General features: G+C 58.8%; 22 protein-coding genes. 17 read left to right on the top strand and 5 right to left on the bottom strand.

Translation table 11 applies throughout. From position 1 onward, the window contains the following. Nucleotides 1-184: 184 nt before the first annotated feature. From ACLBKT_RS11690 to ACLBKT_RS11640, 11 genes are all read left to right on the top strand, one after another. Entirely contained in the window at nt 185-541 is a 357-nt protein-coding gene (locus ACLBKT_RS11690) for a hypothetical protein (RefSeq protein WP_410183092.1), read from the top strand. 188 nt (nt 542-729) lie between these two features. Beyond that, entirely contained in the window at nt 730-1,404 is a 675-nt protein-coding gene (locus ACLBKT_RS11685; protein ID WP_410183091.1) for an HAD family hydrolase, read from the top strand. A gap of 688 nt (nt 1,405-2,092) precedes the next feature. Next, on the top strand, nt 2,093-2,674 hold the full coding sequence (locus ACLBKT_RS11680; RefSeq protein ID WP_410183090.1) for a DUF2239 family protein: 582 nt from the start codon (nt 2,093-2,095) through the stop codon (nt 2,672-2,674). Beyond that, nucleotides 2,671-3,114, top strand: coding sequence for an abscisic acid-deficient protein Aba4 family protein (locus ACLBKT_RS11675; protein WP_410183089.1), 444 nt, complete (start codon nt 2,671-2,673; stop codon nt 3,112-3,114). Before ACLBKT_RS11680 ends, ACLBKT_RS11675 begins: the two co-directional genes overlap by 4 nt. 279 nt (nt 3,115-3,393) lie before the next feature. Next, nucleotides 3,394-3,921, top strand: a complete 528-nt coding sequence (locus ACLBKT_RS11670; RefSeq protein WP_410183088.1) for a DUF2239 family protein — start codon at nt 3,394-3,396, stop codon at nt 3,919-3,921. Next, nucleotides 3,918-4,313, top strand: a complete 396-nt coding sequence (locus tag ACLBKT_RS11665; RefSeq protein ID WP_410183087.1) for a GFA family protein — start codon at nt 3,918-3,920, stop codon at nt 4,311-4,313. The genes ACLBKT_RS11670 and ACLBKT_RS11665 overlap by 4 nt, the downstream gene beginning before the upstream one ends. 204 nt (nt 4,314-4,517) lie before the next feature. Then, nucleotides 4,518-5,354: a MerR family transcriptional regulator gene (locus tag ACLBKT_RS11660; protein ID WP_410183086.1), complete on the top strand. Its 837-nt coding sequence runs from the start codon at nt 4,518-4,520 to the stop codon at nt 5,352-5,354. Next, nucleotides 5,351-6,358, top strand: coding sequence for an acyl-CoA thioester hydrolase/BAAT C-terminal domain-containing protein (locus ACLBKT_RS11655; RefSeq protein WP_410183085.1), 1,008 nt, complete (start codon nt 5,351-5,353; stop codon nt 6,356-6,358). The genes ACLBKT_RS11660 and ACLBKT_RS11655 overlap by 4 nt, the downstream gene beginning before the upstream one ends. Nucleotides 6,359-6,599: 241 nt before the next feature. After that, complete coding sequence (locus tag ACLBKT_RS11650; RefSeq protein ID WP_410183084.1) at nt 6,600-7,343, top strand: class I SAM-dependent methyltransferase; 744 nt, start codon at nt 6,600-6,602, stop codon at nt 7,341-7,343. A gap of 66 nt (nt 7,344-7,409) precedes the next feature. Further along, nucleotides 7,410-8,105, top strand: coding sequence for an HAD family hydrolase (locus ACLBKT_RS11645; protein ID WP_410183083.1), 696 nt, complete (start codon nt 7,410-7,412; stop codon nt 8,103-8,105). Between the two features lie 140 nt (nt 8,106-8,245). Next, entirely contained in the window at nt 8,246-8,731 is a 486-nt protein-coding gene (locus ACLBKT_RS11640; protein ID WP_410183082.1) for a DUF5946 family protein, read from the top strand. 203 nt (nt 8,732-8,934) lie between these two features. Here the strand turns inward: ACLBKT_RS11640 and ACLBKT_RS11635 are convergent, their stop codons facing one another. Continuing rightward, complete coding sequence (locus ACLBKT_RS11635) at nt 8,935-10,239, bottom strand: hypothetical protein (RefSeq protein ID WP_410183081.1); 1,305 nt, start codon at nt 10,237-10,239, stop codon at nt 8,935-8,937. A 526-nt stretch (nt 10,240-10,765) separates the two neighbouring features. Here ACLBKT_RS11635 and ACLBKT_RS11630 point away from each other — a divergent pair. Together ACLBKT_RS11630 and ACLBKT_RS11625 are read left to right on the top strand one after the other, a co-directional pair. Then, nucleotides 10,766-11,011 (top strand): helix-turn-helix transcriptional regulator, encoded by a 246-nt coding sequence (locus ACLBKT_RS11630; RefSeq protein ID WP_410183080.1) that lies wholly within the window; start codon nt 10,766-10,768, stop codon nt 11,009-11,011. Nucleotides 11,012-11,043: 32 nt separating this feature from the next. Continuing rightward, nucleotides 11,044-11,511, top strand: coding sequence for a hypothetical protein (locus tag ACLBKT_RS11625; RefSeq protein ID WP_410183079.1), 468 nt, complete (start codon nt 11,044-11,046; stop codon nt 11,509-11,511). A gap of 269 nt (nt 11,512-11,780) precedes the next feature. Here ACLBKT_RS11625 and ACLBKT_RS11620 read toward each other — a convergent pair whose 3' ends face one another. Beyond that, nucleotides 11,781-12,344, bottom strand: coding sequence for a recombinase family protein (locus tag ACLBKT_RS11620; RefSeq protein WP_410183078.1), 564 nt, complete (start codon nt 12,342-12,344; stop codon nt 11,781-11,783). A gap of 314 nt (nt 12,345-12,658) precedes the next feature. Here ACLBKT_RS11620 and ACLBKT_RS11615 point away from each other — a divergent pair, with 314 nt between their 5' ends. The 3 genes from ACLBKT_RS11615 to ACLBKT_RS11605 are packed head-to-tail and all read left to right on the top strand — an operon-like array spanning nt 12,659 to nt 15,207. Continuing rightward, nucleotides 12,659-13,576: a DUF5655 domain-containing protein gene (locus ACLBKT_RS11615; protein WP_410183077.1), complete on the top strand. Its 918-nt coding sequence runs from the start codon at nt 12,659-12,661 to the stop codon at nt 13,574-13,576. Next, complete coding sequence (locus ACLBKT_RS11610) at nt 13,563-14,078, top strand: hypothetical protein (RefSeq protein ID WP_410183076.1); 516 nt, start codon at nt 13,563-13,565, stop codon at nt 14,076-14,078. The genes ACLBKT_RS11615 and ACLBKT_RS11610 overlap by 14 nt, the downstream gene beginning before the upstream one ends. After that, on the top strand, nt 14,062-15,207 hold the full coding sequence (locus ACLBKT_RS11605; RefSeq protein WP_410183075.1) for a tyrosine-type recombinase/integrase: 1,146 nt from the start codon (nt 14,062-14,064) through the stop codon (nt 15,205-15,207). Before ACLBKT_RS11610 ends, ACLBKT_RS11605 begins: the two co-directional genes overlap by 17 nt. Here ACLBKT_RS11605 and ACLBKT_RS11600 read toward each other — a convergent pair. Then, nucleotides 15,204-15,926: an RES family NAD+ phosphorylase gene (locus ACLBKT_RS11600; protein ID WP_410183074.1), complete on the bottom strand. Its 723-nt coding sequence runs from the start codon at nt 15,924-15,926 to the stop codon at nt 15,204-15,206. The two genes, ACLBKT_RS11605 and ACLBKT_RS11600, sit on opposite strands and share 4 nt — an antisense overlap. A gap of 9 nt (nt 15,927-15,935) precedes the next feature. Then, complete coding sequence (locus tag ACLBKT_RS11595) at nt 15,936-16,358, bottom strand: antitoxin Xre-like helix-turn-helix domain-containing protein (protein ID WP_410183073.1); 423 nt, start codon at nt 16,356-16,358, stop codon at nt 15,936-15,938. Nucleotides 16,359-16,664: 306 nt separating this feature from the next. Between ACLBKT_RS11595 and ACLBKT_RS11590 the strand changes: the two genes are divergently transcribed. Further along, complete coding sequence (locus ACLBKT_RS11590; RefSeq protein ID WP_410183072.1) at nt 16,665-17,537, top strand: LOG family protein; 873 nt, start codon at nt 16,665-16,667, stop codon at nt 17,535-17,537. On the opposite strand, the gene thiD is transcribed toward ACLBKT_RS11590, so the two are convergent. Beyond that, nucleotides 17,534-18,355 carry a bifunctional hydroxymethylpyrimidine kinase/phosphomethylpyrimidine kinase gene (thiD, locus tag ACLBKT_RS11585; protein WP_410183071.1) on the bottom strand — a complete coding sequence of 274 codons (822 nt, stop codon included), beginning with the start codon at nt 18,353-18,355 and terminating at the stop codon, nt 17,534-17,536. The genes ACLBKT_RS11590 and thiD overlap by 4 nt on opposite strands. Between the last annotated feature and the right edge of the window lie 220 nt (nt 18,356-18,575).

Here is an 18,575-nt window from a genome sequence, read left to right as displayed (position 1 = left end):
GATGGGCGATCCTGAAAGCGGCACGGCAGCTTCAACGGGGTTTTCGCCAGCAGCCGACATTCAGGCTTCGACCCCATTCACGACGTGACGATTTATCGTAATCGCTATGAGTGGACAGACATGCAGGGAAACATCATGAAACGTGCAAGGCTCATGACGTCTCATTTTCGAGGGTGCGAAGAACATGATCGATTTGAGAGGCCATATTAATCTTCCAGAATATGGCATGGATGCTGACGACAAAATTACGGTTACGCGAGATGAAATTGAAAATCTCGTCACTTCAATTCGAGATGCGGCTGAGGGCTGGATTACGATTTGCCTTCACCATTGGAATAATGGCCAGAGAATAATCTTTCTCGCTGATTTTGGAAACCACGGTCTCCATAAAATCGCTGCATTGAAAGAAATTGAATCTCTGCTCAGACCATTTGAAGAACGCCTTCCTGGAGCTTTGAAAGCTCATATTTTCGCGCACGACGACGAGACTGACCGAACCGTCGATATGCGTTTTGGCGAACCATATTCACCAAAAATCTGACTTCGATTGCGATGTCCCTTTTCCACCCACCACCCACCTCCAGTCATTAGCAGGCCTGATCCGCGATCCCGAAAGCCGCATGGCGGCTTTGCCGCGCTTCTGAAAAATTCCTGCCATTCAGCAATCGACCCCAAGGTGGTCGCGCATGAAGGTCTTGTTTACCAGCGCCTTTCCATTACATGACGAGCATGCGGCTGAATGAACCCGAAGCGATAATATTTGATTGCGACGGGGTGCTGGTCGACTCCGAGGTCATTCATATAACTGCCGAACTTGAGCTGCTTGCGCACTTGGGCTTGGTCTATGAACGCGAAGCTTATCTGACGCGCTTTGTCGGTTTATCGAATGCGGATTTCCATGCCGAGTTAAGATCGGATTACGCCAGACTTACCGGAGATGAATTCCCTTCAAACTTCGGGTCGCAGCTTGAGCAGACCGTATGGCCCCGGATCGAAACCAAGCTTGAAGCAATTGATGGCGTTGCGGATCTTGTATGCGCCTTGGGTGGAAAGGTCGCTGTCGGATCATCTTCTCCCTATCATAAGCTCGTGAGGAAGCTCGAAATCACGGGGCTGCAATCATTGTTTGTTCCCCACATCTACTCTGCCGATCATGTCAAAGCTGGCAAACCAGCCCCAGACCTTTTTCTGCATTCGGCCGCGCAGCTTAATGCCGATCCCGGACGCTGCCTCGTCGTCGAAGACAGCGTTCATGGGGTCCTAGCAGCAATTGCGGCAGGCATGACACCAATCGGCTTCGTGGGCGGAAGTCATTGTGACGCTGGGCTTGAGCAAAGGCTATTGGCCAACGGCGCGGAGGTGGTGGTTACCCATCACACCCAAATCCTAGCGTTGCTTAGCTGACCTTCAGCTCCCCGCCCACGAGCCGCCATGAGCCGAGCCGAAGCGCGCTTCTGAATACCACATGGCGGCTCTCCCCTGCTCGCGAAAAACATCTACCAATCAGCAACCTACCCCAAATCGGTCGTTCACGACCAAGGTCATTCGACCTCAAAGCTGTCGTTCAAGCAAAATACCGTCAGCAATTCTCAACCGCTAAAAGCGGGGCAGAGAGGCGGAACGATGATGGATATGGAGCGCAAAGAAGCATGTTCTGCCATACCGCTGCTGGGGAGCATGTGCGCGCCCTTGGCTGGTTATGAATGGGCGCGCGATTAAGTCGGGGAGTCAGGCGGTGCGGTTTATCGTCTACATGCCAAACCCGACGGGCCCGACCTGTTCCTCAGAGCTTATCCCTCATTGAAGCTTTTGGCACCAGGAATCCAATAGCTGGTTCAGGAACAGTGCTCCAGCAATTGGTGGCCTTATCTGATAGCCGTTCGCCTTCCCACCCAAAACCAGCCATTCAACACGGTAACGATCTGCGGCCGGGATTGAACCGACAAAAGGCAAGCGGCCTTCGAAATTGACCAAGCCGAAGTTGGTATTTGTTGAGTTTCAAGTCGATGAAATTAGGAGCCAGAATATCACCCGGGTGATATTGACTCTCTAATTTTACCCCGGTAATAATCCCGTATCGGAGGAGGGGCTTTTGAGCGACAATGAACATTCGGCTGCATTTGCAAGCACGAAGCGCCGTGAAGCGAGGGCAGCTCACACGATCGTACGCACCGTCGAACGCCAACTCGAACAGGATTCGGGCACAACCAATCTCATGTTCGACCGCCCGACCGGTCGCCTCGTCGATCTCGATCCGCGCGGAACTGAAGCCGATGTGGCAGATCGATATCGCATCGACGCGCCTATCCCTTCCGCGGAAGCGCGCGAACGCGGCCGTCCAAAGCTCAGCGTCGTTTCTCGCGAAGGGACACTTCTGCCGCGCCATTGGAATTGTCTCGCCGACCAGGAGGGCGGAGCGTCCTCAATGGGGCGTCGAATAGTGGACGCAGCGATCAAGGTTCGCCAAGGCTTGGAACGCGCGCGAGGCGCAACCGAGGCTGGCTCCCGCTTTATGAGTGCCATTGTCGGCGACCTTCCGAATTTGGAGGAAGCGTCAAGTGCCTTGTTTGCGGCCGGCCACGCTGCGTTCAAAACTCGAACAGCCGGGTGGTCAGCCGATTTAAGGGATGAGCTAGACCGTTTTCGTCGCGACGCGACCGGAGCGGACGCATGATCGGCACAGGCCTGTTCGCCCTGTGGGGGAATGCGGTTCTGCTGGCCTGGACTGGCTTGGCGCTGTCCGCTGCGCTCCCGCGATCAGTCACTTGGGGAAAGCGCTTGGCCACTATCAGCGGCTTCTACGCCCCCGCCGTCCTGTCGATCTGCTGGGCCGTGCTGCTTGTCGCCGCCATGACGAATCCGGGTGCGGGCGATCTGTTTACGCTCGATGGTGTGGTCGCAAGGTTCGCTGATCGCGATCGACTAATGCTGCTGTATTTCGAGTCCCTGACGTTTTCATTGTTCGTGGGCGGTTGGATCGTATCGGATGCTTCCGAAAAAGGTGTGCCGCGCATCGCGATGATCCTAGTCCTTCCCCTGCAATTTCTATTCGGACCCGCTGGCGTCGCGTCGTATGTTGTGGTTCGAAAACTACGAACCAAAACCGCATGCTAGGCACATTGTTTATCGAGGTCGGTCGTTGTTGAATGAACGCCTACTTCTAGCACGATCAAACGCTCACAAGCCAATAGGCGAACGACCGGGTCTGATCGGGAGCCGTCACGGCTCACCCTAGCCGCGAATGGCGGTTTGGCGTCACTTTAGAAAAACTTACTGTCATTCTGAAATCTACCCCAGAGCCGACTTTGATCAGGCAAGTGGATTTTATTACCCGGATATAATTGACTCAGTTTCTATCCGGGTATAATGCCACCTCTCAGGAGGCAATCGAAGATGACACATTACACGGCTTTCCTCGCGCATGAGCGAGTTGCCTCTGGCACGCGCGGTGAAATCCAAAGGCAAATCCTGTCGGAGCTCGGGGAGCACAAGGACTCCATCCTCGTCTTCGATGACGAGACCGGGCGGGTGACCGACCTCGATTTTCGGGGGACAATGGCCGGGAATACGCCCCAACCTGTTGGGCGCCCGAAGTTGGGCGTTCAGGCGCGAGAGGTGACGCTGCTTCCGCGGCACTGGGATTGGCTCTCTCAGCAAAGTGGCGGCGCTTCTGCTGCGCTTCGACGTCTCGTCGATGCTGCACGCTCACAAGGGCGCACTGTCCGTGAGCGTCAGGACGCGGCCTATCGCTTCATGCAGGGCCTTTGCGGCGATATGGAAGGCTACGAGGAGGCACTGCGCGCGCTTTACCGTTCTGACAGCACCATGTTTGCATCCGCCATTGCGCGGTGGCCCGAAGACGTGAGGCTCTACATCAACAGCTTGCTCAGCGCAGGCGCGAGCGATCAGGAAACAAAATGATGCGCGTCGCCTCTTGTCGTTGCGGCAGCCTCAGAGCGAATTGCTCAGGTGAGCCGATCCGACTTTCCGTCTGTCACTGCCGGGCCTGTCAGCAACGGACCGGGAGCGCCTTTTCGGCACAGGTTCGCTTTCCTGTCGACGCCGTCACTGTTGAGGGGAACTGGCTCGAATTTGTTCGGACGGCTGACAGTGGACGCGAGGTCACGTACCGGTTTTGCCCGAGCTGCGGATCGACGGTGTCCTACATGATCGATGAGTGGCCAGAACTGATCGCGGTCCCTGTAGGTCTTTTCGATGAGGCAGATTTTCCGGATCCCGCATATTCGATCTACGAGAAAAACAGGCAATCCTGGGTCAGCATCACGTCCGCTGAAGCGGAGCATCATCCGTAGTAAGCTGACTTTCGCCTTCACACCCATCACACGTAATGAGCGGGATCGACGCGCGATCCCGGAACATGCCGGGCGGCTTCGTTGGGCTTCTGACCGACTGCCGAAATTATCGTTCCGACCCCATTCGTGCGATTTGTCGCGATCAGAACTGCTCTTGAATTGGCCGCTTGAAGTTGACGCGACGTCAACTGCTAAAGGCAGGTCATGAGCGATTCGTTTTCCATTCAAGAAGTTGTCCGCCGCACGGGCCTCACCTCGCGCGCACTTCGGTTCTATGAGGCGCGCGGGCTAATCGCGCCGCTGCGGACGGGCTCTGGACGGCGGTTTTATGGCGCGGCCGAGCTTGAGCGCATCCACCAGATTGTTACACTCAAGCGCGCCGGGCTTACACTGGAGGCGATTGGCCGGGTGCTCGGGCGCGGGCCGCATGATCTGAGCGCGATGATCGATGCGCAGCTCGACGTGATCGAAGCCGAAGCTGCGCGCCTGGCCGACATCCGTTCGCTGCTGGCGGCGGTGAAATCGCGGCTCGCACGCCATGAGGCGCTCGATCCGGCCACATTGTGCCAGCTTATCCATGACAGCCAGCTCGCTGCGAGCGGCGACATGGCCGCCTGGCAGGCCTTTGCTAGCCGCTACATGGATGAAAGTGTGCAAGCTGAATTTGTCCGCGCAATGCCTACCATCGACTGCGACGTTTCGAGCGAGGAATATAACGCTAGGTGGCACGATCTCGGCGCGCGGATCAGCGCGTCCCTGCCGCTCGCGCCCGATAGCGCGGCCGCGGTGGGCTTCGTGCGCGAATGGATGGCGCTGCTTGCGCCTTTCTCGCAGGTGGCAACGCCTGCCATGTGGGAAGGCGCGCGCGCGATCTATGACGATGTCGACAACTGGCGCGGCGAAGGCGGATTTGATCCCGGCTTTGACGGCGCAGTGTGGCGCTTCATCAGCGCAGCAACCAGCGCGGCGCTGGCGCGCGGCGAGGATATTGGCCCGGTGCCCGCCTGGATGCAGGCAAACACGCCTCAGGAGACGGAATGACAATGCGCAAATGGATAAAATGGTTCGGCATTGCGCTCGGGGTGGTGCTGGTGCTGTTGGTGGCAGCAGGGGCGTGGCTGTGGACCACCAAGCCGTGGATCCCTGCCATTGAACTGGCTGAGCCGGGGCCGGGCGGTGAACGGATCAACCAGCCTGGACTGATCGGCAATTTCTACCCCGGTAAAGGCGAGGGCAAACGCGCAGCGGTGCTGGTGCTGGGCGGATCGGAAGGCGGGCTGGGCGGGGCGAGCGAGGCCGAGGCGCAATTGCTGGCCAAGCAGGGCTTTGCCGCGCTTGCCATTGGCTACTATCGTCTGCCCGGCCAGCCTGAAAAGCTTGAAGATGTGCCGCTGGAAACCATCACCCGCGCGATTGATTGGCTCAAAGCGCAGCCGACGGTTGATCCGGCGCGCATCGCAATCATGGGCACGTCCAAGGGCGCCGAGGCTGCTCTGCTGGTAGCGAGCCGCCGCGCCGAGGTGGCCGCCGTGGTCGCCGCGGTGCCGAGCCATGTGGTGTGGCAGGGATTTGACTGGAGCTTCATGCCTGTGAACAGCTCCAGCTGGAGCGAGGGCGGCAAGCCCGTGCCCTTCCTGCCGCTTACGCCGGGCGGGTTCAGCAGCGATGTCTACACCCCGGCGCTCGCAAATCTGCCGCAGCATCCCGAAGCGGTGATCCCGGTGGAACGGATCGCCGGGCCGGTGCTGGTGCTGTGCGGCGAGGATGACAGCCTGTGGCCATCCTGCCCGATGGCGCGCGCTGTCAAGACACGGCGCGATGGCAGCGGGGCGGGCCTCCAAACCACGTTGCTCGCGTACAAGAATGCCGGCCATTTCGGCGTTGGCCCGCCGCTTCCCGAGGGCAAGGATGTGCCCTTCATGCTGACTGTTTTCGGCGGCACCGAGCAGGGCAATATCGCCGCGCGCAAGGATGGCTGGCCGCGCACGCTCGCCTTTCTTGAAACCGCGCTGGCAGAGCCTGCCGCTGGAAATGCCGCGCAGTGACGATCAATCTCTGGGCATTGCTGGTGGGCGGGATTACGCATGAGGTGGTCTCGACCAGCCTTCTCAACGCCTCGCAGGGGATGACCCGCTGGGCCCAGTGGCGATCGCGAAAGCGCTATGGCGGCTTTGAATTTCTTCAGAAAAATTTCTGCAGTTCTGAAAGGGCCTCCGTTATGGTCATGCGTCTAATGCCTTCCCGGTACTATCGCCGAGGCTTCGCAGATGGGTCTAACCTAGCCCGATGACTGCGCGCTACGACACGATCGGGATCAACTATGACCAGCTGCGATTACCGGATCCCCGGATCGCCAGGCAGATCAACCATGCGTTGGGAACAGCCTCGACCGTACTGAACGTTGGAGCCGGAACCGGGTCATATGAACCTGCGGATAGACAAGTCACGGCTGTCGAGCCGTCGATGGAAATGATCCGCAAGCGAGGACGGTCGGCTGCTCCCGTCATTCAGGCGAGCGCCGAGCACCTTCCCTTCGAAGATCAGTTCTTCGATGCCGCGATGGCAATTCTGACCATCCACCATTGGCCTGATAAAGCTGCAGGCTTGCGCGAGATAAGGAGGGTGACGCGCGGACCTATCGTGCTGCTAACGTTCGACCCGGCGCACCGGCCTTGGTTGACCGATTACTTGCCCGAACTGGTGGCGCTGGACGAAGGCCAAATGCCACAGATGTCGCAGGATGAAGAATGGCTGGGATCAGTAACGATTGAGCCGGTCTTGGTTCCGCATGACTGCACGGACGGATTCCTGTACGCCTATTGGCGCCGACCGGAGGCATATTTGGACGCGCGGATCAGGTTGGGCAGCTCTTCGTTCTGGTCGATCAAGGGTCTGGAGCAAGGCCTTGCGCGATTGTCGCACAATCTGGAAAACGGGCAGTGGGACAGCAAGCACGGACATCTTCGCGATCAGCGTGAATATGATGCGGGATATCGACTGGTGATCGGCAATCAGCTGCAAGGCAGCTAGCCACGCGGCGCCGGCCATCAGCAGGCAGCAAACGCGATCTTGCCACCTGCCGGGCAGCTTCAACCGATGTTCATCAGCAGCGGCCATTCGAAAACCGGCCCTTGGCAGCTCTCGCGTGCTTTCGGAGTGGAAGGTAAGGGTGGAAGTATGCGACGCAAGACGATCATGGTTGATGTGGATGGCGTGCTCGTCACGCACCCGGATGCAGCTGGCTGGTCTGCCAATCTCGAGAACGACCTCGGCATCCCGCCTGCCTTGTTGCATGACGGATTTTTTCGCCGCCATTGGGATGATGTCGTGCACGGACGCGCTGCTCTGCGAGATCGCTTGGCGCTTGCCCTTGCCGAATTTGCGCCCTCGGTCTCTCCCGCAGCGCTAATTGACTACTGGTTCAAGAACGACGCGCACATTGACGAGCGTTTGCTGGCGGAACTTCAGCACCTGCGAAAGGCAGGTTTCGCGCTCCATCTGGCCACAGTCCAGGAGCATGAACGGGCCGCCTACCTGTGGGATCGTCTGGCGCTGCGAGACAGCTTCGATGGCATGCATTACGCTGCTTCTCTCGGCTGTTCCAAGCCCGATCATGCCTTCTACCTTGCGGTTGAAGCCGCTGTGCAGATCCCACCCGCAGCGATCTTCTTCATCGACGACAAGATCGAAAACGTGGAAGCGGCAAGAGAATGCGGTTGGGCTGCAGCACTATGGACAGGTGACAGCACCGTGACAGAACTCATGCAAGTGATGCAGTGGCAATACCTTTGAGCAACCTGAAGCCAGCCTCAGCGGCAGCGTTCACAACGACTATACTCGCCATGCAGCTTCAACGGATTTCCCAGCGGAAGCCACCATTCTGAAAACGATTACGTAGTTGCGTGGGGGGCGCGGTTCGGTGAGGTATCCTTATGAACGATAAGTGCTTTGCTTGCGGCGGTAGCTTTGTGGCTGTCGAAGGCCCCACGCACGAATACATGCTTTCATCTCCAGGGTGTTGGAACGCATATGGTGGGGTTCTGGCACGCGAGTATGAGAACCCTATGCTATTTGGTGCCGTCCACCGACTGACCGTGGACGCTTATGCACTTCAACATCCAGGCAATGCTTCAGACAGACGCGCCCGACAATCCGTCTGGATTCACTATGCTGCCCTTTATTTGTCCCTTCACAAAAAGGAAGCACACTCGAGGATACCGTCTGTCATGCAGAAGCTAGTGGCTGGCACCTTCCCGGCGCTGCCGCCGCCTCCCGCACGGTTCGATGTCACACTTGAGGACGTTCTCGCCCAGGGGGAGATAAATCATGTATCGGCGGTCAAGGCATGGGCCGACTGCGCATTTAAGGCTTGGGCCGAGCTAGAAGATCAAACCGTCGCGATGCTGAAATCTCTTTAGCGACCATTCCGGAATCCACCCAAATGCAGTCATTCGCCGCGATCGGCCGCGACCCTGAAAGCGGACGGGCAGCTATCGCCGCACCTGCGCCGAAAGCAGACCTTCCGCAAACGACCCCAACCCGGACATCGCGCGGCCCGTTTGTATATATTCCTGAAGGCTTCCAATCGGACGACCCAACTCGTCAGTCCGGCATACATTGACTATTTTTGCAGAGAAGATCTTGGCTCTGGATCGAGGTCAAGAATCGCGCGCGCAACTAGATAATCCCGTTGAAAAGCTGGCTGAGAGATGACAGCTCCGCACTCCTCGATGATAGTTTGTAACCCAATCCGTGCTTGGGCGACTTCTCTGACAAGATTATTCTCCTCGGATGAGCTCGCAAGAAAATATGCCCACGAGAGTTTATGCAACGTGTCGTAGACTTGCTGATCTTCTTCTTTGCAGGTCTTGGGGATCCCATCAGCGTCTAATTGGGCCGCCAAGACCAAGAGACGGACTGCCTCAGACGGAGCGGCGCTCTCCCCATAGCGCATCCCTTGATGCCACGCGCGTCGGATGAAGAGATCTATTGTCTTTCGGGTTGTGCGACCCATTGAGACAGGACCATCAAGCCAGCCAATTGACAGACCGACTTTTTCAGCCAGCAATTCCAAGCGGCTACGCTGATACCAAAAACCGTAGGCGTAACCCTCGAACCCATTCTCATTACACCGATCTTTGTATCCGGCTGCGCTATTCAACTCATTAGCTATGCAAGCTTCATCATCCCTCTCGTAAGCTTCCAGAATGAATGTCAGAAGGTCTGGATACGGATAGCTGCGCCCATCTGGACGATACAGACGTCTCGTCAAGTTATCGGCCGCTAGTATCGCTTGGCTCTCTTTGGTCACAAATGCTTCTGTCACAGCCAATGAAATCTCTCGGAGACGCGGGTCCATCCGGTCGGATAGATATTGGGGTCGCGTGCGCCCTGCTAAAAAAGCCTCAATGCCGCCAAGTTGTTCGCGTTGTTCGATGAACGCCAATGCTGCAGCTGCGGAGGTATGGACCCGCCGCGCCTCACCCAGCAGTTCGCGTGAACCGAACGATTCTGCTGCGCGCGTATATTCGGTTGCAATAAATTGGGCCTCACCGATTTTCTCGGCCTCGGCCTGAAGTTTCTTGATGCTCTTCAGTTTCTCAAATGCAGCGGTCATATCAATGCGTAACTGCTCTTCACTTGCCGAGGGGTTCTTAAGTCGCCTGCGTTCGAGAAGCGCTCCGGCGTCGCGAGCCGCACTTGCCCAAGTCCTCTCGAAATTTTCGGCAAAATCGGGCTCCAGACCGCCGATAAGTTCTTGCTCGAGAAAGCGCAGGGCAGCGATGGCAGACCTATCGTCACCGTGCTTGAGATGCCAATCTAGGAGGCTTCCAAGTACGAGCTGGAACCGTGTGCACGGATCACCAAAAAAGCGGTCACGGAAGGATTGCGGGATCGGCACGTCGTTAATTTGCGCTCGCTCCACGCGGGAGCCTGTCCAACCGCGTGCAATCGTAAGGCAAATTATACCAGAGTCTCTTCCTTCGCTTTGGTCGTTTAGATCCTGGCCGTACAAAGGGTGCACAGCGGCCAACGACGAGACGAGGGCGACCACGGAAAGTCTCGCGGCTAAGCGTATTCGTGTGGTCAAGATCAACACCCTCCAGGGTTCAAGCGATGATGGCGGATCCTAACGCGCTGAAGCTAAGAAATTATTGAATTACCTTGATTTGGAAGCTGCCTTTTAGGAATCCACCCACGAGCCGCCATGAGCCGGGCCGACGCGCCATCCCGAAAGCCGTCTGGCGGCCATCCCCGGCTCACGAAGAAATCCTGCCTTTCAGCAACCGACCCCATTCCGGACGGCTGTCGGCTACCAAGCTTGCCCATTGATCGGGCGAATGTGCCACCCGGGCAACACGTGCGCTAGCACAGGCCAGCGCCGCGTAGACGCCATTTACACAATCCACATTCTTATTGCGTTAACGCAACGAATCATGCATCACATAACTATGTCGAGAGAAATTCACAATCGGATCGCCATGTTTCGGGCTGATGCGGGGATGACCCGCCGCGAGCTTGCGGAAGCCGTCGGGGTCAACCCCCAGACGATCGGCTTCCTCGAGCGCGGCGATTACAAGCCCAGCCTCGAACTGGCGCTATCGATCGCCGAGGTGTTCGGTGTGAGCGTGGAGCTGCTGTTCTCGTTCGAGCCGTTCCCCTCGCTCTCGCAGGCTTTGCAGAAGGGACGCGAATGATGGCTTATGGGAAAAACGGCTTGGTTACAGTCATGGACAGGATCGCGATGGCCGTGACAGGCCAGGATGCCGCCAGTGGCATGGCTCGGCGCGTCGCGATCTTCGGCAATCTCATGTTCATGGCAGCCGGCATCGCGGGCCTTGTCCTCACCGCGCGAGGGCAAAGCGGCCTTTGGCTGGTGTTCATCGCGATGAGCTCCTCGGGCGCTTATTCGGGTGTCCTCGAGCACCAGCAGCGGGGCAAGGCCCCGCGCGACGAACGCGAGTGGGCCATTTTCTGGAAGGCTTCGGCCATCGGAGCTTTCGTGCCCTGCGTGCTCGCGGGGTTCTGGGCCATGCTGCTGGGGTCGTTTGCCGATCAGGGGATGTGGTATCCCGACCGCGCGGAGGAATGGGAGTCGGCGGGGCTGTTCATCCTCGGGCTCATGGTCCAGATCAGCAATGTCGCGAAGGCCTGGATGACCCCTGCCTACGCGACTGAGCCGCTGGGCGATGACTGAACTCTCGGGCCTGGACAAAGCCTGACGAAATCATGCCGACTGATCGGGAGGGGCAACGCGCACAACCTTGAGGTTGAAGGGGTGACCGAAGATAGCTGCCATTCGCCTATCCACCCACTTGCGGTCATCAGCGAGACTCACCGACAGAACCAATAGCGGTCGTTCCATTCCCGGTGGATGGGCGGCTCGTCCAGACCTCGCCTGATTGGCAGCACCTGGGTCAAGCACTTCCGCACGGTCTAGGACTTCTTGTATTTGCAGCGCAGCGACTATGCTAACATGACGAGCTCGTCCCTCAGAGCTCGATAGACGCTCGCTCGTGCGATCCCCAGATGCGTCGCAATGTCAGTTGCACCGATACCCTGTTGTCGCAGAGATCGCACCCGATCGACGTCTACCGTGCGCTTGCGGCCTTTGTAGACACCAGCCGCCTTGGCGCGCTCTATACCTTCGCGTTGGCGTTCTTTGCGAATGTCGGTCTCGAATTCTGCGACCGCAGCGAGGATGCCAAGGATGAGCTTCCCCATACTGGTGGTCGTATCGACCGCTCCCTGTTGAACGCACCGGAACCCTACCTTCTTGGCTGAGAGCTGTGCGATGATGTCGTGCAAATCGCGACCAGACCGAGCGAGGCGGTCTAGGCGCGTGACGATCAGCGTGTCGCCCTCCCGCACCCAGTCGAGGCAATCTGCGAGCGCTTGCCGGTCATTGCGCGAGGTTCCTGTGATCTTTTCCGAGAAGACCTTCTCGCAGCCCGAGGCGGCAAGCTGTTCAAGCTGGAGGTCTAAGTTCTGGGAGTTGCTGCTAACGCGGGCGTATCCGACTATGCTCATGTGCAGGGCCTCACTGTCTCGCTGGGGTCTAGAGTCAGCGCAGCATAGCGTCTCACAATCGCAAGCGAACTCTTATGAGACACTCCGTGGACGCCGTGAGACGCCTCGGATGGGTACCTGCCCCGAGGGCTACAGCCCACAGGCTGGTAGCGCAACGCGCCGGTCGCCGATCCCGACAGGTTTCTCAGCACCCCTCTTGTGGCGCTCATGGGCGCGTCTGTTGGACTTTGGAATTGCATTGCGCTTCTTCACGTTGAAGTGTCACAAGATGGAAGGCGTTGAATACGCATTCCAAGATGGGGGCGCAGAGATAGATGAGTGACCTGAAGCTTTTCCAGGCAAGCAGTTCAACGATGGTGGAGCTCGAAAGTTCTTCCGCCCCCTTGGAGAAGGGTCTCCAAACGCAATTCGAGAAAAACCTCGATACGCTCCTTGGCGTGCGCTTCCTCGCCATTGAATATGTGACGTCGCATGGTGGGCGGATGGACACACTCGGCATCGACGAGAACGGCTATCCGGTCATCATCGAATACAAGCGCGATCGGTCCGAAAACGTCATCAATCAGGGGCTGTTCTATCTCGACTGGCTGATGGACCACCGCGGCGACTTCGAGCTGCTGGTGCGTGATCGATACGGTAAGGAAGCGGCCGACCAGATCGAATGGAGCGCACCCCGTCTGATCTGCATCGCAGCCGATTTCACCAAGTATGACGAGCATGCCATCAAGCAGATGGGCCGCAACATCGAGCTGGTGCGCTACCGCAAGTTCGGCGAGGATCTGCTACTGCTCGAACTGCTCACCGCTGTGTCGGCATCTGCCTCGACAAAGCCGACTATCCCCAGCCTGAAGTCGTCGGGAGCTGGGTCATCTGGCTACAAGACGGTCTCGGACTACATGAACGACATGTCGCCCCAGCTCGCCGAGCTGTTCGCCGACGTAGAGACTTTCCTCCTGGGCCGCGGTGACGATGTGACGAAGAAGGTCACGCGGTTTTACCTTGCCTACCGCCGCATCAAGAACTTCGTGTGCCTGGAGGTGCGGCCGACCCTCGGCCAGCTGAAGTTGTTCCTGAAGATCGACCCAAGCACCGTGGAGCTGAAGGACGGCTTCGCCCGTGACGTGCGCAAGATCGGCCACTTTGGAACCGGCGATCTCGAACTGACGATCGCCTCGCACGACGATTTCGAGCGTCCGAAAGAGCTAATCCTACGATCCTATGAAGAGTCGTGACGCATGTCCGAGCGGCCTCGCAACCGGCCGGGGGAAGGTCGCCAAATTCGACTTCAAGCAGCTCACCCACCTGTCGGTTGCGCTTGCGCTGATCGACGCTGGCTTGTCGCCAGAATACGCCGCGACCGCAGTCGAAGACATGGACGGCGTGGCTGACAGGTGTTTCGGCTTGCTTGCCGGCCACGGGCTTTGCCGTGACGAACTAGGGCAGGCACTGGTGGCGAGTTTCTGGCCAATGGAGGCGAGCGTCACAGCTCTATGCAGTGTGCATCGTCTTCTGGGTAATCCCGGTGATCAAGCAATTCGCGTCCCTACTTGGGCTATCTCGTCGTCCACAAATAGCCGACAACCTTCGGACACTGGCTTGTCCGCTGCGCACATCGATTTCGGAACCCTGTTCATCAGGCTCGTGCGCGCGATCGCTGGAATTACGGGCCATGATGGCGTTGAGCTCGCGACCGCTCTGCTCGACCGATCGGAAGACTATGTCGTCCATTCGTAAGCGGTCTTGGAACACACCATCAGGTAAGTCCCGCACAGCTTGGCAAGTCGATTACCGAGACGCAGCAGGCAAACGCCGCTCGAAACAGTTCGAGCGGAAGAAAGACGCTGAAGCTTGGGCCGTCAATGCCCTCGCCGAGGTTCGGCGAGGCGTTCACACGCCGGACAGCACCTCGATCACTGTGGCCAAAGCTGCTGACCAGTGGCTGGATTCTGTGCGCGCCAGTGATCGCGAGCCAACCACCATTGCAGCCTATGAGCAACATGTCCGTCTTCACATCGTGCCAGTATGTGGCGACATCAAGCTCTCGCAGCTGACTGCCCCGAAGGTGCGCAGCTTGCTAGACGGTTGGCTGGCTGGGCTTTCCCGACCAATGACCACGAAGGTGTTTCGCAGCTTCAAGGCGATCCTGACCGAAGCGCAGGCGCGCGGGCTGCTCGGTCAGAACGTAGCGTTGGCGGTCAAGGTGCCAAAAGCTCCGCGCAAGGGCAAAAAGATGGTTATTCCGTCTAAGGCTGAGCTCCGTGCGGTCTTAGCCGCTTGCAAAAAATCCGAAGACCTTATGGCTCGCGCTATGGTCGAATTGATCATCTACACTGGCATGCGTGCTTCAGAGGTTCGAGGGCTCAGATGGAATGCAGTTGATCTGAAGAACAACAATGTGCGGGTAGAGAGCCGCGCAGACGCTGGCGGCGTCCATGGCGCACCGAAATCAGAGTCGGGCGTGAGAACCATACCGCTGCCGGTAGGAGCCGTGGCGACCATACGGAGTTGGAAGATCGCTTGCCCCAGCCACCCGGATAGCTTGGTGTTCCCCAGCCCTAAGGGCAAGGTTCTATCGCATGACGTTATGGGCAAGAAGTATCTCAAGCCCATCCTGGTTGCCGCTGGAGTGACCAAGCTCGCACAGGGAGAGGCAGTTGCGAAATACACTGCGCATACCTTTCGCCATGCCGCTGCCTCGCTCTGGATCGACCAAGGTCTCAATCCGAAGCGGGTGCAAACCCTCGTCGGGCACAGCTCAATTCAGGTGACGTTTGATACCTACGGTCACCTGTTCGAGGAGCGGGATCGCGATGCTTCCGACGCGGACGCAATCGAGCGAGCGCTGTTGGCCGCTGACACTTAGAGTGCGATCACGGTGGGTCGAGGTGTGCCTTGCCACTCTAAACGCCAAGTTGCCCCCTGCCGGATGTTTTGGACGAGGTTTGTGCGAAATGCTGCAAGGCAAAGCCCTCCTGGGCGCCGCAACGATGGGTATAGGACACCATTAGCGTCCGCAGCTTGCAACTCACGGGCGAGCGTCTGTCCGGCTACGTGCCCAACGTCTGGATCGGGATCCAAATACGGCTCGTGGTCATTGCCACGCAGATCGACGAAGGGACCGATGAAGGCAGCAACGAGCTCGCGATAGTCGGTGATGTTCTCGAAGACGCCTACATTCTCCAGTTCGCGAGTAAGGTGAAAGGAGACCTCTTCAATTGCAGTTTTCGCAGCCTCGGCGTCCCACGCGGCATACCAAGTTCCGCGATTGGCATCGTTGAAACGATTGCCATCTGGCCGCGTGTAGCAGAACGCGGCGTTAACGTAGCTCCAGCCATAGCCAGAGGCTTCTGTCAGCAACTCGCGCCGATCGACTCCCGGCGGGAGAGGAATATCTTCATTCTGTCTCATCGAGGTCTTGCGCTCGATCTCAGCAAGGTAGTCGAGCTCGGGGTCGCTATCGGCAAGTGGTGCCATTGCAGGTTCATCGATGTAGGCCGTGTTGATGAGCCTAATGGTATTGGGTTCCGCTACGTCTGTGAACGCGAGGCCGTGCGGTAATTGAGTCATTTTGTGTTTGGCCACAGGGATGCTTCAGAGCCCGCCCCGAAGCGCATCGATGTGCTGACGCACCGACACCATTGCGGGAATGCCTCCTGCAATCATGGCATCAATCGGACGCTTGCCGTTGTAAGGCGTACCCTTGTTAGGGAGTGTCGGCCAGCCATAGGTCAGAGGGCCGTTGAACAGCAATCGAAGCCCCTTGAAAATGCCGATGATGAGACTGGCCCTCGTCACCTTATCTCGGTCGAGGCGACCCTTGAAGGTATCGGCCTTCATGCGATCCCACGTTGCGACCGGGACATCAAACAGCGCTGCTGCTTCCATGCTCGTCAAATCCCATGCGGCTGATACGCGCACGATGGCCTTGACGATCGTGGAGACCTCGTCACGGTTGGCGACTGGTTGAATTTGAGGTTCGAGCATGCTGCCAGAAGCAGTCACAAAAATCTCCATATGAGAGAATTACCCCTTTCATATGATACAAGCATCATCAAGATGCAAGAGGGATGCCGCGGAGGTCTCGGCGCGCGCATTTCGCGCTTGTGCAACATGGCTGCGACATGGTCTGACAAAAAGTAATAGATACAAAGCACGTTCGCGGACTCTGACTCCGTCAATCAAGGTTCGAATCCTTGCGGGGCATCCAGCCACCCATCGTCCGAATGTTTCATGACCAAGCAACGCTCTGGCGTGCGTCGGAAACATGCCAGCAAACCAAGCCTATTGCGGGTGCGACCACCCCCCACTAGGGGTTGAGCAATGACTGAAAAAGACCTGACCGACCGCAAGTTCTACCGTGCGGGCGAAGAGACCCGCTTCGCCGAAGGTGGCCCTGAGCGCACACCCCAGACCGCGCATCCCGCCTACAAGCTCGCCTTCCGCGACACCGATTTCCTGCTGCGCGACGAGCTGCGCCCGGTGCGGTTCCAGCTGGAATTGCTCAAGCCCGAAATGCTGCTCGATGAAGCGCGGGTCGGCTCGACGCTGGTGATGTATGGCTCGGCCCGCATCCCCTCGCCTGCGCAGGCCGAGGCACGGATTGCCGCGGCCAAGGATGGCGATGAGTATGACCAGAAGGTCGCCGCCCGCCTCGCCGAGAAGGCCAAATATTATGACGAGGCCTACAAGCTGGCCCGCCTCGTGAGCGAGAAAGGCATCATCGAGAACGGCTTGCGCCAATTCGTCATCACCACTGGCGGTGGGCCTTCGATCATGGAGGCGGGCAATCGCGGCGCGTCTGATGCGGGCAGCGAATCGATCGGGCTCAACATCGTGCTCCCGCACGAGCAGGCGCCCAATCCCTATGTGACGCCGTATCTCAGCTTCCAGTTCCACTACTTCGCGCTGCGCAAGATGCACTTCCTGCTGCGCGCCCGCGCTGTCGCGGTGTTCCCCGGCGGATTCGGGACGTTCGATGAATTCTTCGAGCTCGTCACGCTGATCCAGACCGGCAAGATGAAGCCGATGCCGATCATCCTGTTCGGCAAGGAATTCTGGAACCGCGTCGTGAATTTCGACGCGCTGGCCGAAGAAGGCGTGATCTCCAAGGCCGATCTCGACCTGTTCACCTGGGTGGAAACCGCTGAGGAGGCCTGGGCCTGCATCTGCGATTTCTACGAGATCACGAACTAGGCGAGGCTGCGCACCGCCTGATGGCCGAGCGGGCCGTGGCCTGCGCCAAAGCCGGGGGCGGCTTCGATCGCGCGGATCACGAATTGCCGTGCCAGCCGGACCGCGTGTTCGAGCGGCTGACCGTGGCCGAGCAGCGTCGCGATCGCCGATGACAGAGTGCAGCCGGTGCCGTGGGTGTGCCGGGTGTCGATCCGCGCATGATCGAATGAGACGATCCGCGCGCCTGCATCACCCGCTGCGGGGAAATAGAGCACGTCGCGGATCCGGTCGGTCTCGCCATGCCCGCCCTTGGCCAGCACCGCTGCGCCGACCGCTTCGGCCAAATCCTCGGCAGCGTCGACCATGGCGTCATGGGTGGTGAGCGGGCGGCCCACGAGGTGCGCGAGTTCAGGGAGGTTGGGGGTGATCAGAGCCGCGCGCGGGAACAGCAGTGTGCGCATGGCCTCCACCGCATCGGGCGCGATCAGCGCCGCGCCCGAGGTGGCGATCATCACGGGATCAAGCACGATGGGCGCTTCGACCCCCGCCAGCGCCTCGGCCACCGCGGCGATCACGGCGGCATCGTGCAGCATCCCGATCTTGATCGCGTCCACGCCGATATCGTCGATGCACGAGGCGATCTGCCGCGCCACCATCTCCGGAGCGAGCGGGACGATCCCCTGAACGCCGACCGTGTTCTGCGCCGTAATCGCGGTCATCGCCGTCATGGCATAGCCGCCGAGCATGGTGATGGTCTTGATATCCGCCTGAATCCCCGCGCCGCCTGAGGAGTCGGAACCGGCGATCGAGAGGATGCGAGGGGGTGCAGGGGAGGTCATGTGCCCCCCATAGCAGGCCCGCATGGCAGACGAGACGATTTTTGCGAGCGCCCCGACCGGCAGCTTCCGGGACGGCGCCGCGCCGGAGCGAATGACGGGAAGTGGGTGGTTATTTGCCGCTCGAAAGGTAGCCCTGCTTCATCGGAACGCCGCGAGTCTTGAGCTCGTCGAAAACGCATTTCGCTTGTTCGAAGGAGCTCGCCTCGGGCGCGATCCAGCG

Origin of the sequence: Erythrobacter sp. W302b (assembly GCF_046452395.1) — a bacterium.
Classification (GTDB): Bacteria; Pseudomonadota; Alphaproteobacteria; order Sphingomonadales; family Sphingomonadaceae; genus Erythrobacter.
Note: the sequence above shows the minus strand (reverse complement) of the source record. Positions and strands in the feature narration are given on the sequence as shown.

What these genes read in the sequence shown, in the direction of transcription:
- ACLBKT_RS11690 (WP_410183092.1), top strand. Translation starts at nt 185, where the DNA reads ATGATCGATTTGAGAGGCCATATTAATCTTCCAGAATATGGCATGGAT.
- ACLBKT_RS11685 (WP_410183091.1), top strand. Translation starts at nt 730, where the DNA reads ATGCGGCTGAATGAACCCGAAGCGATAATATTTGATTGCGACGGGGTG.
- ACLBKT_RS11675 (WP_410183089.1), top strand. Translation starts at nt 2,671, where the DNA reads ATGATCGGCACAGGCCTGTTCGCCCTGTGGGGGAATGCGGTTCTGCTG.
- ACLBKT_RS11670 (WP_410183088.1), top strand. Translation starts at nt 3,394, where the DNA reads ATGACACATTACACGGCTTTCCTCGCGCATGAGCGAGTTGCCTCTGGC.
- ACLBKT_RS11665 (WP_410183087.1), top strand. Translation starts at nt 3,918, where the DNA reads ATGATGCGCGTCGCCTCTTGTCGTTGCGGCAGCCTCAGAGCGAATTGC.
- ACLBKT_RS11660 (WP_410183086.1), top strand. Translation starts at nt 4,518, where the DNA reads ATGAGCGATTCGTTTTCCATTCAAGAAGTTGTCCGCCGCACGGGCCTC.
- ACLBKT_RS11655 (WP_410183085.1), top strand. Translation starts at nt 5,351, where the DNA reads ATGACAATGCGCAAATGGATAAAATGGTTCGGCATTGCGCTCGGGGTG.
- ACLBKT_RS11650 (WP_410183084.1), top strand. Translation starts at nt 6,600, where the DNA reads ATGACTGCGCGCTACGACACGATCGGGATCAACTATGACCAGCTGCGA.
- ACLBKT_RS11645 (WP_410183083.1), top strand. Translation starts at nt 7,410, where the DNA reads ATGTTCATCAGCAGCGGCCATTCGAAAACCGGCCCTTGGCAGCTCTCG.
- ACLBKT_RS11640 (WP_410183082.1), top strand. Translation starts at nt 8,246, where the DNA reads ATGAACGATAAGTGCTTTGCTTGCGGCGGTAGCTTTGTGGCTGTCGAA.
- ACLBKT_RS11630 (WP_410183080.1), top strand. Translation starts at nt 10,766, where the DNA reads ATGTCGAGAGAAATTCACAATCGGATCGCCATGTTTCGGGCTGATGCG.
- ACLBKT_RS11625 (WP_410183079.1), top strand. Translation starts at nt 11,044, where the DNA reads ATGGACAGGATCGCGATGGCCGTGACAGGCCAGGATGCCGCCAGTGGC.
- ACLBKT_RS11620 (WP_410183078.1), bottom strand. Translation starts at nt 12,344, where the DNA reads ATGAGCATAGTCGGATACGCCCGCGTTAGCAGCAACTCCCAGAACTTA.
- ACLBKT_RS11615 (WP_410183077.1), top strand. Translation starts at nt 12,659, where the DNA reads ATGAGTGACCTGAAGCTTTTCCAGGCAAGCAGTTCAACGATGGTGGAG.
- ACLBKT_RS11610 (WP_410183076.1), top strand. Translation starts at nt 13,563, where the DNA reads ATGAAGAGTCGTGACGCATGTCCGAGCGGCCTCGCAACCGGCCGGGGG.
- ACLBKT_RS11605 (WP_410183075.1), top strand. Translation starts at nt 14,062, where the DNA reads ATGTCGTCCATTCGTAAGCGGTCTTGGAACACACCATCAGGTAAGTCC.
- ACLBKT_RS11595 (WP_410183073.1), bottom strand. Translation starts at nt 16,358, where the DNA reads ATGGAGATTTTTGTGACTGCTTCTGGCAGCATGCTCGAACCTCAAATT.
- ACLBKT_RS11590 (WP_410183072.1), top strand. Translation starts at nt 16,665, where the DNA reads ATGACTGAAAAAGACCTGACCGACCGCAAGTTCTACCGTGCGGGCGAA.
- thiD (WP_410183071.1), bottom strand. Translation starts at nt 18,355, where the DNA reads ATGACCTCCCCTGCACCCCCTCGCATCCTCTCGATCGCCGGTTCCGAC.